This is a genomic window from Vibrio sp. 1F263, from assembly GCF_041439035.1.
Lineage (GTDB): Bacteria > Pseudomonadota > Gammaproteobacteria > Enterobacterales > Vibrionaceae > Vibrio > Vibrio tasmaniensis_A.
Genome location: NZ_JBGONI010000001.1, coordinates 126,306 through 141,001 on the forward strand (window position 1 = coordinate 126,306; position 14,696 = coordinate 141,001).

10 protein-coding genes are annotated in these 14,696 nt (G+C 44.6%); 8 read left to right on the forward strand and 2 right to left on the reverse strand.

Annotation, left to right across the window (positions count from 1 at the left end):
* Positions 1–185 precede the first annotated feature (185 nt).
* A complete protein-coding gene (locus tag ACED25_RS00535) occupies positions 186–686 on the forward strand; it encodes a YfbU family protein (RefSeq protein WP_009846313.1) in 501 nt (166 codons plus the stop codon).
* 102 nt (positions 687–788) lie between these two features.
* Here the strand turns inward: ACED25_RS00535 and ACED25_RS00540 are convergent, their stop codons facing one another.
* Entirely contained in the window at positions 789–1,544 is a 756-nt protein-coding gene (locus tag ACED25_RS00540) for a MipA/OmpV family protein (RefSeq protein WP_371694410.1), read from the reverse strand.
* A gap of 354 nt (positions 1,545–1,898) precedes the next feature.
* On the opposite strand from ACED25_RS00540, the gene ACED25_RS00545 reads away from it, so the two are divergent.
* The 3 genes from ACED25_RS00545 (at position 1,899) to ACED25_RS00555 (ending at position 6,821) form a co-directional block, all read left to right on the forward strand.
* A complete protein-coding gene (locus ACED25_RS00545; protein WP_029222896.1) occupies positions 1,899–3,833 on the forward strand; it encodes a PrkA family serine protein kinase in 1,935 nt (644 codons plus the stop codon).
* A gap of 142 nt (positions 3,834–3,975) precedes the next feature.
* Positions 3,976–5,247: a YeaH/YhbH family protein gene (locus ACED25_RS00550; RefSeq protein ID WP_102512516.1), complete on the forward strand. Its 1,272-nt coding sequence runs from the start codon at positions 3,976–3,978 to the stop codon at positions 5,245–5,247.
* A gap of 11 nt (positions 5,248–5,258) precedes the next feature.
* Complete coding sequence (locus tag ACED25_RS00555) at positions 5,259–6,821, forward strand: SpoVR family protein (RefSeq protein WP_371694411.1); 1,563 nt, start codon at positions 5,259–5,261, stop codon at positions 6,819–6,821.
* Positions 6,822–7,040: 219 nt separating this feature from the next.
* On the opposite strand, the gene sohB is transcribed toward ACED25_RS00555, so the two are convergent.
* Positions 7,041–8,102 (reverse strand): protease SohB, encoded by a 1,062-nt coding sequence (gene sohB, locus ACED25_RS00560; protein ID WP_009849001.1) that lies wholly within the window; start codon positions 8,100–8,102, stop codon positions 7,041–7,043.
* Positions 8,103–8,245: 143 nt separating this feature from the next.
* Between sohB and ACED25_RS00565 the strand changes: the two genes are divergently transcribed.
* From ACED25_RS00565 to ACED25_RS00580, 4 genes are all read left to right on the forward strand, one after another.
* A complete protein-coding gene (locus ACED25_RS00565; RefSeq protein ID WP_004736577.1) occupies positions 8,246–8,986 on the forward strand; it encodes a YciK family oxidoreductase in 741 nt (246 codons plus the stop codon).
* Positions 8,987–9,141: 155 nt separating this feature from the next.
* On the forward strand, positions 9,142–9,849 hold the full coding sequence (gene imuA, locus ACED25_RS00570) for a translesion DNA synthesis-associated protein ImuA (protein WP_017102811.1): 708 nt from the start codon (positions 9,142–9,144) through the stop codon (positions 9,847–9,849).
* Positions 9,850–9,852: 3 nt separating this feature from the next.
* Entirely contained in the window at positions 9,853–11,340 is a 1,488-nt protein-coding gene (locus tag ACED25_RS00575; RefSeq protein ID WP_371694412.1) for a DNA polymerase Y family protein, read from the forward strand.
* 116 nt (positions 11,341–11,456) lie between these two features.
* Entirely contained in the window at positions 11,457–14,549 is a 3,093-nt protein-coding gene (locus ACED25_RS00580) for an error-prone DNA polymerase (RefSeq protein WP_371694413.1), read from the forward strand.
* Positions 14,550–14,696 lie beyond the last annotated feature (147 nt).

A 14,696-nucleotide genomic window follows, 5' to 3' on the forward strand; every position in this document is an offset into this window, starting at 1 on the left:
ATTTCAATTGGGGCGTTTTCTTTTTTGGTTAAAACAATCCTTTCACTTTTCTTTACAACTTTTGTTTATCAATTCAAAAAATCATATTAAATCCGTGTTGAGATCATGTTTCCACTCTTAGGAATGCTGTTACTCTTACTGCAACAAAATAATATAACATTTAGTTTTTTAGTGAGGTTCCTCCCATGGAAATGACCAATGCTCAGCGTCTAATTCTATCAAATCAATACTACCTAATGTCTCAAATGGATCCTGAGAACTCAGCTAAATACCAGCGTCTACAAACGATTGTAGAACGTGGTTACGAACTCCAAATGCGTGAGCTTAACAAAGAATTTGGTTGTTTAACTGAAGCAGAATGTCGCGAAATTATCGACATTATGGAGATGTACCATGCCATGCAAGAGTCGAATAAAATGCTTGCAGATCAAGAGCGTGCGGAAGTCGACCAACGTCGTCTACAATTCCTAGGTTTCGATATCGCTTCTGAAGCACAAATCGTACATTACGTGCGTTTCCTTGTTGACTCTGAAGGACTTTACCCTCAATTTGACAAAGCAGATCACCACTTCAATAGCCAAATGCCAATGTTAGAAAAGTACCGTCGCATGCTAACAACGTGGCGTAACTGCCCTCGTCAGTACCACCTATGTGCGACAGAGCTATCTCAAATATTTAGTGCTTAGAAGATTAGCTTTAAGTGGGCTTATAAAATTTCAAAAAAGGGGTTACTCATCATGAGTAACCCCTTTTTTAATATTCATATATGAAGCGATAAGCCGAAGCAACTAGAAGACGTAGGCAACACCGACGTTTGCGGCCATGTTGATGCCACTTTCAAGTATTGGGCTGTTCTCAATATCACCTTCAAGGTTGGTATAACGAACGCCACCAGTGACTCGGATATTTGGCGTCACATGCAAGTAACCACCTAAACCAATAAAGTACTGACCATCCCAGTCTGCATCGAACTCGTTCAAATTAGTTCTCGACGCTTCTGCTGAACTCACCCCGTACAGGTGGTTATTCAGGCGCTCACTGTTATAAGCATAACCAATAGAGGGTGTAATCGCCCACCCATTGCGACGAATCGGCAAACGCCATGCGGCTTCCGCATAGATACCATTATGCCTAAACCCTAAGTCAGATCCTGCTGTCGCTTCAAACATCCCGACCAAGGTGATCACTTGGTAGCTAATGCCACCTAATACTGATGCTTTACGCTCATCTAACTTTTGAATATCAACGTTATCAGAATCACCCGGCTTCAATGTCCTCGAATCATAAACCGCTCGAAACACAATATTCTGTGGTGAACCTGCAGGTAGCAAGCGATAACCCGCACTGAATCCACGCATGAAAAAATGCTCACCTTCATAACCAATCATGGGAATCACCGTACGATTTGACGGCGTCTCTTTATAGACAGCAGGAGAATAAGAGGCGGCAACGCCCAGTGACCACTGCGATATTTTTGCATGCGTTGCTGTCGAAGCCAGTAACGCCACACTGATAGCCACTATTTTTAACCCATTATTCTTCACTATATTTACCTATTTATTGAGCAACTTTGGATAACGCTGCGCATTATATGGTACTTCATTCCAAAAAATCAATAGAGCTCAGTTATACATCTAACACACATAAATCCAGTGTGAGTATTGTTAAGCGACCTAAAATCACAAAACAAATGGTTAGATCCGCTCGAATGTAAAATAATTCGATTCCACACGCCTCAAGTTGCCTATTGCGCTCGCTACGTTTTTCACACGCAAAATTGTAAATAAATACATAATTGTTAAGCAAAATTGTCGAAGCGGGTCTAACCTTAAAATGTAGGGAGAGCCTATTTTTCAATCGCTCGTCAGTTTTGACTGGTTAACAAGGGGAATGTGACTATGAGTATTTTTGACCACTATCAATCACGTTATGAAGCAGCCAAGGAAGAAGAGCTGACATTGCAAGAGTTCTTAGGGCTGTGTAAAGACGATAAAAGTGCTTACGCGAATGCTGCCGAGCGCTTATTACTCGCCATTGGCGAACCGGAGGTCATTGACACTGCTCAAGACCCTCAACTAAGTCGTATTTTCTCGAACCGTGTCATCTCACGCTACAGTGAATTTAAAGATTTCTACGGCATGGAAGACGCGATTGAACAGATTGTTTCTTATCTAAAACATGCAGCGCAAGGTTTAGAAGAACGTAAGCAAATCCTTTATCTACTTGGCCCTGTGGGCGGTGGTAAATCATCCCTTGCTGAAAAACTCAAGGCACTGATGCAAAAGCTACCAATCTATGTGCTGTCTGCCGATGGTGAGCGAAGCCCAGTGAATGATCACCCCTTCTGTCTATTTGACGTAAACGAAGATGGCGATCTTTTGAAACAAGAGTACGGAATAGAGAAACGTTACATACGCTCTATCATGTCACCTTGGGCAGCGAAACGCCTCCATGACTTCGGTGGTGACATCTCCAAATTCAAAGTCATCAAACTGCGCCCTTCTATTCTCGACCAAGTTGCAATTGCGAAGACAGAGCCTGGTGATGAGAACAACCAAGATATCTCGTCTCTGGTTGGTAAAGTCGATATTCGTAAGCTTGAGCACTTCTCTCAAGATGATCCCGATGCCTACAGTTACTCTGGTGCACTGTGTAAAGCAAACCAAGGTGTGATGGAATTCGTAGAGATGTTCAAGGCGCCAATCAAAGTCTTGCACCCACTTCTAACGGCAACACAAGAAGGTAACTTCAACGGTACCGAAGGGCTTTCTGCACTGCCATTTGACGGTATGATTCTGGCTCACTCTAATGAATCTGAGTGGCAGACCTTCCGTAACAACAAAAACAACGAAGCCTTCCTCGACCGTGTGTACATTGTAAAAGTCCCTTACTGTCTGCGCGTCTCTGAAGAAGTTAAGATCTACCAAAAACTGCTTGAGCACAGTGAGCTGTCCAAAGCCCCTTGTTCGCCAAGCACACTCGATCTGCTATCGCAATTCAGCATCCTATCGAGACTGAAAGAGCCAGAAAACTCTTCTCTGTTCTCAAAAATGCGGGTTTACGATGGTGAAACTCTAAAAGACACCGATCCAAAAGCGAAGAGCTACCAAGAGTACCGAGATTATGCGGGTGTTGACGAAGGCATGTCTGGGCTATCAACGCGTTTCGCCTTTAAGATCCTGTCTCGTGTGTTTAACTTCGACCAAGCCGAAGTAGCCGCAAACCCAGTGCACCTGTTCTATGTGATTGAACAGCAAATCGAACGTGAGCAATTCCCTCAAGAGACCGCCGAGAAGTATCTAGAGTTTTTGAAAGGATACCTAGTGCCACGCTACGTAGAGTTCATCGGTAAAGAAATTCAAACCGCTTACCTAGAGTCTTACTCTGAGTACGGTCAGAATATCTTCGACCGCTATGTCACCTACGCGGACTTCTGGATTCAAGACCAAGAGTACCGCGATCCAGAAACAGGACAGCTATTTGACCGTGCTTCTCTGAATGGTGAACTAGAGAAAATCGAGAAAACAGCTGGGATAAGTAACCCTAAAGACTTCCGAAATGAGATTGTGAACTTTGTGCTTCGTGCCAAAGCCAACAATAACGGTCAAAACCCAGTTTGGACAAGCTACGAGAAACTGCGCACTGTGATTGAGAAGAAAATGTTCTCTAACACAGAAGAGCTACTTCCTGTTATTTCGTTCAATGCTAAGACCTCAACGGATGATCAGAAAAAACACGACGACTTCGTTGCTCGTATGATGGAAAAAGGCTACACCGAGAAACAAGTGAGACTGCTATCTGAGTGGTACCTAAGAGTTCGTAAATCCTCATAACCAAACTGTATTGAGCTGCTCAATTGGGCAGCTCGTACAAACCAATAACTTTATACCCTAACGAACGAATAGCTTTAGTAAACCAATAACTCTTACAACCTATAAAAAGTAGGATCGCGACATCAGCTGAGAGGGAGTTCTTATGGCACAATTTATCGATCGGAGGCTCAATGGCAAGAATAAGAGTGCTGTGAACAGACAGCGTTTCTTACGACGCCATAAAGAGCAAATCAAAGAATCTGTGGCCGATGCAGTCAACCGACGCTCAATCACCAATACTGAAACCGGTGAAGACGTCACTATTCCCCATAAAGACATCAAAGAGCCAAGCTTTCACCAAGGTCAAGGCGGCGTAAGAGAACGCGTTCACCCAGGTAATGACCAGTTCATCACGGGCGATAAAATTGAACGTCCTAAAGGTGGCGGTCAAGGTGGTGGCGCAGGCCAGGGTGACGCAAGCCCTGATGGCGAAGGCCAAGATGAATTTACATTCCAAATTTCAAAAGATGAATATCTTGATATTCTCTTTGAAGATTTAGCTCTTCCTAATCTAGAGAAGAATCAGGTCAACAAAATCACCGAATGGAAGACACATCGCTCTGGTTATCAAAGCGCGGGGATTCCTTCCAACATCGCAATCGTTCGTTCACTGCAACAATCTCTGGCTCGTAGAACCGCGATGACAGCAGGTAAAAAGCGCGAGCTCAACCTACTGATGGAGCAACTTGACCAAGTAAAAATGACAGAACCAGCACAACCTTTCGAAGAGAGTCGCTTAAAAGAAGAGATTGCTGAGTTACGTAAAAAAATTGAAAGCGTGCCGTTCATTGACACCTTCGACCTGCGTTTTAAAAATTATGAGAAGCGCCCTATTCCATCTAGCCAAGCCGTTATGTTCTGTCTAATGGATGTATCTGGCTCAATGGATCAAGCTACCAAGGACATCGCAAAACGCTTCTACGTACTGCTTTACTTATTCCTCAATCGCACATACGAAAACGTCGATGTTGTGTTTATTCGTCACCATACTCAGGCTAAAGAAGTTGACGAACATGAGTTTTTCTATTCACAAGAAACCGGTGGCACCATCGTTTCCAGTGCACTGAAACTGATGAAGGAAATTGTCGCAGACCGCTACCCTGCTAATGAGTGGAACATTTATGCAGCACAAGCTTCTGATGGAGATAACTGGGCGGATGACTCACCTCGCTGTAAAGAACTGTTGGTCAATACGCTATTGCCGACTTGCCAATATTACTCTTACATCGAGATTACGCGCCGTTCACACCAAACGCTTTGGCACGAGTACGAGAAGCTAGAAGCGAGCTTCGATAACTTCGCCATGAAGAACATTAAAACGGTGGATGATATTTTTCCTGTGTTTAGAGAACTGTTCCAGAAAGAGACTGCGTAAGGGAGTTTGCCATGACAGCGAAATCAAACGTTGCAGAGAAAGACAAATCTGCACAGAAGAAAAACGACAAGATGCTGCCTGATGGTCCAGATTGGACGTTCAACCTCTTGGAACAATATCACGTAGAAATTAAGCGTGTGGCGCAGCATTACCGTTTAGACACTTACCCGAACCAGATTGAAGTGATTACCTCTGAGCAGATGATGGATGCTTACTCCAGCATTGGTATGCCCATCAATTACAACCACTGGTCTTTTGGTAAGAAGTTCATCCAGACAGAGCAAAACTACAAACACGGCCAAATGGGCTTAGCGTACGAAATCGTGATCAACTCAGATCCGTGTATCGCTTACTTAATGGAAGAGAACACGGTCACGATGCAAGCGTTGGTAATGGCGCATGCCTGTTACGGCCATAACTCGTTCTTTAAGGGTAATTACCTGTTCCAAACCTGGACTGATGCAAGCTCGATTATCGACTATCTATTATTCGCGAAAAAATACATTACCGATTGCGAAGAAAAATACGGTGTAGCTGAAGTCGAGAAACTTCTCGATTCTTGTCATGCTCTCATGAACTACGGCGTAGACAGATACAAACGCCCTGAGAAGATTTCCATAGCTGAAGAGACAGCAAGGCAAGAAGAACGTGAAGCGTATCTGCAATCTCAAGTCAATGAGCTGTGGAGAACTGTGCCTAAAAATCAAGACAAGGAAAAAGAGACCAAAATTCGCTTTCCTAGCGAACCTCAAGAAAACATTCTCTACTTTATCGAGAAGAACGCCCCACTGCTTGAACCTTGGCAACGTGAGTGTGTTCGTATTGTTCGCAAGGTAAGCCAATACTTCTATCCTCAGAAACAAACTCAAGTAATGAATGAGGGCTGGGCAACCTTCTGGCATTACACCATTCTTAACCACCTTTACGACGAAGGCTTGGTGAGTGATAAGTTCATCTTAGAATTCCTACACAGCCACACCAGTGTGGTTGCTCAACCCGCCTACAACAGCCCTTATTTCAGTGGGATAAACCCTTATGCGCTTGGCTTTGCGATGTTTAGAGACATCCGACGTATCTGTGAAGAACCAACCGATGAAGACAAAGAGTGGTTCCCTGAGTTAGCCGGAAGTGATTGGTTAGAAGCGGTGCACTTTGCCATGCACAATTTCAAAGATGAAAGCTTCATCAGCCAATACCTCTCACCAAAGATCATTCGAGACTTTAAACTATTTTCTGTGCTCGACGACGACCGCAAAAACACCATTGAGATAAGCGCTATTCACGATGACCCAGGCTATCGCTTGATTCGTGAAAAGCTTGCGGCGCAATACAACCTAAGTAACCTTGAGCCGAATATTCAGGTGTTTAACGTCGATGTTCGTGGTGATCGCTCGATGACACTGCAGTATGTGCCTCACGGCCGTATACCGCTTGATAAAGGCTACGACGAAGTGATGAAACATCTCTATCGCTTATGGGGCTTTGATGTAATTTTGGAAGAGCTCAAAGGTACGGGTCATAGAGAGATTCTGACTACTTGTCCAAAACGTAATGATTATGGAGCCAAGATTTAATATCAATCACAGTAAGTCAGTGCTTGGTATAAAACTCCGCTCCCCCTACAACATAGTGGTCACCCGCTCGGAAGTGGAGCAATAAAAAAGCGCATAAGTCTGATGACTTATGCGCTTTCTTTTTAAGGCTCAAACGTCTTCAATAGACGCAAGGCACTAAACCTAGATACTAGATACTAGATACTAGATACTAGATACTAGAGCTAAAACTAAATAAGCTTAAACAATCGGCTTTTGGCCGCGTTCAATCAGCTTCATCAGCACGCTGTCTGCAGATTTACCTGCCACGCCCGCTAGTTTGTCTGACAGCTTTTTCTTCTGTACGTAGTGAATCGCTAGAACCGTTTTGTCCTTACATGCCGCTACGACTAAATCATCAGAAGTGCTGATCTCATCCACCAGCCCAAGCTCATGTGCTTGTGTACCAAACCAGTGCTCACCCGTTGCTACTTTTTCAAGATCGAGTGCTGGACGATGGTCACGGATGAAGTCTTTGAATAGGCCATGTGTCTCTTCGAGCTCTTCTTTAAACTTCTCGCGTGCTTTATCGCTGTTCTCACCAAACATAGTAAGCGTGCGTTTGTACTCACCTGCCGTTAGCTGTTCGAATTCAATGTCGTGCTTTTTAAGCAGTTTGTTGAAGTTTGGCAGTTGAGCGATAACACCAATAGAACCAACAATAGCAAACGGTGCAGATACGATTTTGTCTGCGATACATGCCATCATGTAACCGCCACTTGCTGCGACTTTATCTACCGAGATAGTCAGAGGCAGACCTGCCGCTTTGATACGGTCAAGTTGAGAAGACGCCAGACCATAGCCGTGAACCATGCCACCGCCAGACTCAAGCTTAAGCAATACTTCATCACCTTCACGAGCAACAGCCAGAACCGCCGTTACCTCTTCACGTAATGAAGCCACTTCTTTCGCATCAATGCTGCCATTAAAATCAAGAACGAATAGATGTGGTTCACGCTTGCTATCAAGCTCACCCTCTTTCGCTGCTTTTTTCACTTCTTTGCCACGTGATTTTACTTTTTCTTTTTCCGCTTTCTTTTCTGCTTTATCACGGGCTTTGATGAAAGCATCATCGTGTAGATGGTGCTCTAATTGTTCAATCGTCTGTTTATGGTGCTCAGATAGGTTCGTGATTTCCAGCTCACCTTTAATCGCGCTTGATTTTCCACCCACCGATTTAGCAATCACTAAAATTGCAATGATGGCGATTACAACGGTCGCAATCTTGGCTAAAAACAAGCCGTAGTCCAACAAAAATTCCAATGTCATATCCCCTAATGTATGAATTAGTGTATTGTAACCATCTTGTCACGATTACCAAGAATTTCTCATCATTCCTGCGTTTATCTGTGTGATTAAACACCAATGGAATGACGAACATAATAAAAGAAAGAAGGATAAGCACAGTGGATTACCCAATCTCTACAGATGCCCTCAAAGATAAAGTAATTTTGGTTACAGGTGCCGGTGCTGGCATTGGTCGCCAAGCCGCACTAAGCTTCGCTCAACATGGTGCAACTGTCATTCTGTTAGGCCGCAATGTTAAAAACCTTGAATTCATTTACGATGAAATCGAAAGTGCTGGTTACCCTCAGGCTGCGATCATTCCGCTAGACCTCAAAGGAGCAACAAAGCAGAACTACATTGATATGGCTGAAACCATTGAATCACAGTTCGGTCGTTTAGACGGCCTACTGCATAACGCAGGTGTGCTTGGCACGTTAAGCCCATTTGATCAAATCGATGAAGAAACATTTGATGGCGTTATGCAAATCAACGTTAAAGCTGAATTTCTAATGACTCAAGCATTACTGCCTGTCATTAAAAAAGCTGAAGCCGGTCGTATCGTATTCACCTCTTCTACAGTTGGTCACTCTGGCCGTGCGTTCTGGGGCACTTACGCGATTTCTAAGTTTGCGACTGAAGGCATGATGCAAATCCTAGCGGACGAGCTTGAAGACACCAACATCCGTGTAAACGCGATCAACCCTGGCGGCACTCAAACACGCATGCGTGCAAAAGCGTACCCAGGTGAAGATGCGAACAAGCTAAAAACGCCACTCGACATCATCCCGTTGTATCTACACTTAATGAACCCAAGTGTGACAGACATTAATGGCCAATGTATCGATGCTCAACCTAAGTAACTGATATCATTAATCAATAGTAAAAAGTCGCTTCCATAGCGGCTTTTTTTGTATCTAAATCAATCAACTAACACTTACTTCCGCTAATTTTCATCATTTCTCTTTGCATCTTTTTCATTGTTAAATATACTGTATAAATACACAGGTATTTAATTATGCATGAACTAATAAAAAACTTACAAGACCGCCAGCTAATCTGGACAGGGTTACAATCAACAGCGCAAGGAAGTACTACTTCAACAGGCTATCCTCAACTGGATAAACAGCTTGATGGTGGCTTTCCGACGCATGGTGTTATTGAGGTTGAATCGCAACAAGGGATCGGCGAACTTCGCCTGCTTACACCCTATTTAGCTCAACAAAACTCACAAAAATTGGCCATCTTCATTAACCCACCGGGGAAGATCTGTGCCGAATTTTTTAGCAGCCAAGGTATTGAACTAGAGAACATCCTCGTTATCCAACCTCAGCGCGATCTCGATGCATTGTGGGCAGCAGAGCAGTGCCTTAAAAGCGGCGCCTGTCACTCGGTATTGCTATGGGGAGCCGATCTAGAAATACACCAAACCAAGCGTCTGCAAGCAGCAAGCGAAACCGGTAAGTGTCTGCAATTTCACTTTAAGGCCACCAGCCATAATCAGTTATCTCTACCCGTTTCTCTAAGCATGAAGCTATCTTCTCACGCCCAAGGGTTAAAGGTTGAGGTCACAAAAAGGAAAGGCAGCTGGTCATATGGCAGCTTTATTCTAGACATGAGCCAAAATTGGCCGTTACTCACTGAAAAAATTATCCTTCAAAACAGTTCACATAGTGCTTTATCAAATAACACCGTGCTGGCTTTTCCTATTGCGAAACAAGGCTAGCGTATGTTATGGCTTTATCTGCACTTTCCATCTCTGCAGTTGGATACCTTGTTTAATTCTGAGCTATCTAACTCCGAGAAAGTTCACTTTAATGAAGAGTTACACGAGCAACCTATTATCATCGTGGATGAAAAAGATCACCGTGTGCTGCAAGCTAACCAAGCTGCGCTGCAATCGGGAATTTCACTTGGTATGGGGCTAGGGTCTGCGGCGGCGCTGTGTCACAACTTACACGTCCACCCTTACAGTATTGAGCTAGAAAAAAGTAAGCTCAAAGAGATCGCTCAATGGGCGTATTTGGTCACTTCTGACATGGCTTTACTACCACAGAATGGTTTGTTGATTAAGGCATCTAATATGCTGTCACTTTACGATGGGCTAGATAACTACTGGCATGAGCTCAAAAGCCACTTAGAAACGCTCAATATCCAGTTCAGCTTCGCGACGGGTTACTCGCCACTTTCTGCAATCCTTTTGGGTAAGCAATCCATCAACCAAGTCACTAATAATGTTGAGCAAATAAAAGCATGGGTCAATCAACAAGCATTAAGTTCCAGCGAGCTGCCAACTAAGCAAGTGGAACGTCTGAACCGTGTCGGCATTAACTTAGTGGATGACCTATTGAAACTGCCTTTGCAAGAGGTCGCACGTCGCTTTGATATCGATTTGGTGAATTATGTCGGTCGCCTTAACGGTCAGTTCAAGCACCCGATTGATTTCTACCATCCACCGGAGAATTTTCAGCAATATCTCGAGCTATTGTTTGATATTGAAAACATCCTGTTTATCGAAAAGCCGTTACTGAAATTATTAAATCAACTCGAGTGTTTTTTGAAGCTACGCGACCGAGTTGCTTTCGAGTTAACGCTGACTTTGCATCTGAGAGATAAAGACGACCACCCTGTCTCTTTCTATTCAGCACAAGGCGATTACCTTGCTGCAAAGTGGGCGAACCTGACTCATCTAACCTTAGAATCACTGAAGATCACGGCACCGATTCAGGGGCTGACCCTTTCCGTAATTCGTCATGGAGAACCGCAAATGGCCTACCGTGATCTTTTTGATGGTAATACAGGAACACTTGCCGCGTTAGATTTGCTCTCATTACTTCAAGCCAAGTTAGGACAAGCTTGTATTCAGACTCCCAAAATACAGCATGACCCAAGACCAGAGAAGGCCAACCAATATTCACTACCAACACTGGGGAATACGGTAAAAAAGGGACAAATTCCCCAAGAGGTCACGCAACAAACTGCGACAACTCCCAACATCAGCCAACAACGACTCCGACCGAGTATTTTATTGCCAGAACCAGAAGCCTTAACCGAGAGTATCACTTTATCTCAAGGCCCTGAGCGCATTGTTTCTGGATGGTGGGATGGCGAGAAAATCATTCGTGACTACTTTATTGCTCATAGTGAAAACGGCCGATGGCTATGGGTATTCAGAACGCCCGATAAGCAATGGTTTTTGCACGGCTTATTTAGCTAGTCTGTAAGAAAGTAAGTCAGTAAGACAATTTAGTCGCTCACTCCGTACGACTTACTGACGATTTCAACGCCCCTTTTCAATCATGTTCACTCGCAATGGTTAAGTGAGATTACGTTATGTCTCTGCAATACTCAGAGCTTTTCTGCCAAAGTAATTACTCCTTTCTTGAAGGAGCTTCGCATGCGGAAGAGCTTGTTTTACAGGCCGACTTCTTACGTTACAAAGCACTCGCGGTTACTGATGAGTGCTCAGTCGCGGGCATCGTTAAGGTTCACTCAGCAATCAAGCAACATAAACTGTCGCTCAAGCAAATTGTCGGGAGCATGTTTTGGTTAAATGAAGAGTGCCAAGTGGTTTTGCTATGCCCAAATAGAGAGGCCTATGCCGAGCTGTGTCGTATTATTACCAACGCGAGACGTCGTAGCAGTAAGGGACATTATCAGCTCTCTGAGTGGGATATCATGTCGGCTAAGCACTGCTTCATTCTTTGGCTTCCTCAACAGAAAAATGAAGACGCACATTGGGGGCAATGGCTTTCTCAACACCACTCCGGTCGATTATGGATTGGCTTACAACGACACCTAGAACAAACCGACCAGCAGTACACGGATTACTGTGTTGAGCTGTCACAACATCACCAACTGCCGATTACTGCCTGTGGTGGCGTGCTGATGCACAACGCGAATCGCTTACCCTTGCAGCATTCACTCACTGCGATCAAATACCAACGTCCCATTACTGAAGTGGGCAGTCACTTACTCGCCAATGCCGAGCGCTGTTTACGCAGCATCAATAAGATCTCTCATATATTCAAAGCTGAGTGGCTAGAAGAGAGCAACCGAATCGCTGAGCTGTGTGAATTTGATTTAGCCAGCTTGCGCTACGAATACCCAAGCGAGCTGATCCCTCAAGGTGAGACACCCATGAGCTACCTACGCATGTTAGTCGAAAAGGGAAAACGAGCTCGCTTCCCGCAAGGTGTACCTAATGACATTCAACAAATCATAGATAAAGAATTGAGGCTAATTGACGCGCTTGACTACCCTTTCTTTTTTCTCACCATTCACGACATCGTCATGTTTGCCAAAAGCCAAGGCATTCTTTACCAAGGTCGAGGTTCAGCGGCCAATTCCGTGGTCTGTTACTGCCTAGAGATCACCTCTGTCGACCCAAGACAAATCTCAGTGCTATTTGAACGCTTCATCAGTAAAGAGCGCGATGAGCCGCCCGATATTGATGTCGATTTTGAGCACGAGCGCCGTGAAGAAGTCTTCCAATACATCTACAAAAAATACGGTAGAGAACGTGCAGCACTTGCCGCAACTGTCATTTCATATCGCTTTAAAAGCGCGGTCAGAGATGTCGGCAAAGCTTTAGGGCTACAAGAAACTCAGCTTGATTACTTTATAAAGAACACCAATCGCAGGGACAAAAGCTTAGGTTGGCAGGCTCAGCTCACTCAATTGGGGCTACAGCCTGATTCTTTGAAGGGACAGCAGTTTATCCATTTGGTTAATGAGATCATCGGCTTTCCACGTCACCTGTCTCAGCATGTTGGCGGCTTCGTGATCTCTTCTGGGCCTTTGTATGAATTGGTTCCCGTCGAAAATGCGGCTATGCACGATCGAACCATAATTCAATGGGATAAGGATGATCTTGAAACATTGGGGCTGCTGAAAGTTGATGTACTCGCGTTAGGTATGCTCTCTGCGATTCGTAAATGTTTCGACCTGATCAAACGCATTCACGGGCGATCACTGACCATTGCTGAGATCACCCGCCTTAAGGATGACCCTCAGGTTTACGGCATGATTCAGCGAGCAGACACCGTCGGGATCTTCCAAATAGAGTCACGCGCGCAAATGAGCATGCTGCCAAGGCTCAAACCAAGGACTTATTACGACTTGGTGATTCAAATTGCTATCGTACGTCCTGGGCCTATTCAAGGCGATATGGTTCACCCATTCTTAAAGCGCCGAGATGGTATTGAGCCAATCAGTTATCCATCTAAAGACGTGGAGTCGGTACTGTCGCGCACTTTGGGTGTGCCGATATTCCAAGAACAAGTGATTAAGCTCGCGATGGTTGCCGCAGGATTCACAGGTGGAGAGGCGGATCAGCTCAGACGCGCGATGGCCGCTTGGAAGAAAAATGGCAACGTCTTTAAGTTTAAAAACAAACTCATCGAGGGAATGCAAAAGCGTGGCTATGAGACAGAATTTGCTGAGCAGATCTTTAAACAGATATGCGGCTTTGGCGAATACGGTTTTCCTGAAAGTCACTCGGCTTCGTTTGCGGTGTTAGCGTATTGCTCAGCTTGGTTGAAATGCTACTACCCAGAATGCTTCTATGCTTCCTTGCTCAATAGCCAACCTATGGGGTTTTATAGCCCATCACAGTTGGTACAAGACGCACAACGACACAATGTGGTAGTTCTTCCGGTCTGTGTGAACGCCTCACAAGACAACCACACTGTCATCGCTCATCAGAATGGTTTAGCGATTCGCTTAGGGCTGCGACAAATCAAAGGATTCAGCGAACATGGGATTCAAAGCGTGCTCGCCAATCGGCCACAATCCGGTTATCGCCACCCTAGCCAGGTGAAACAGTTATCGATGAATAAGAAAGATATCGAGCTACTGGCATCGGCCAATGCGCTACATAACGTATCGGGAGACCGCTTCCAGACTCGCTGGGCAATCATGGACTCCGCTTCTGATTTACCTCTGTTTAGCCAAGTCTATGACGATGTTGGGGATGGACATGACGAACATGCACTGCACAAACCCAATGAGATGCAAGATCTACTCGAAGACTTCACCAGTGTCGGAATTTCATTGAACAAACACCCAATCACTTTGCTAGAAGAAGCGGGACGATTAGGTCGATTCACACACATGAAAGATTTAATACAGCAAAGACACAAATCTATGGTCACGGTTGTTGGATTGGTCACTGGAAAACAAGCTCCCGGAACCGCGGCAGGTGTTACCTTTGTCACATTAGAGGATAACACGGGCAATATTAATGTCGTGGTATGGGGAGCAACCGCGCGCGCTCAACAGCAAGCTTATCTGACAGCCAAAGCGTTAAAAGTACAAGGAATATTAGAAAAGGAAGGCGAAGTTGTGCATGTTATAGCGGGTAAACTCATCGATATTACCGATGACATTATTGGTTTGAACACCAAATCCCGAGATTTTCATTAACGAATCAAGTTGCCCTCCAAGAAACGCTAGAAACGAAAAAGAGAAGCATCCGCTTCCCTTAAATTCAAGTTGTTGAGTTATACCTCAACGTCCGCTTCCGTACGTCTTTTCTTAAATTCCCTATACAGTAATAAGCTCAAAGTCATG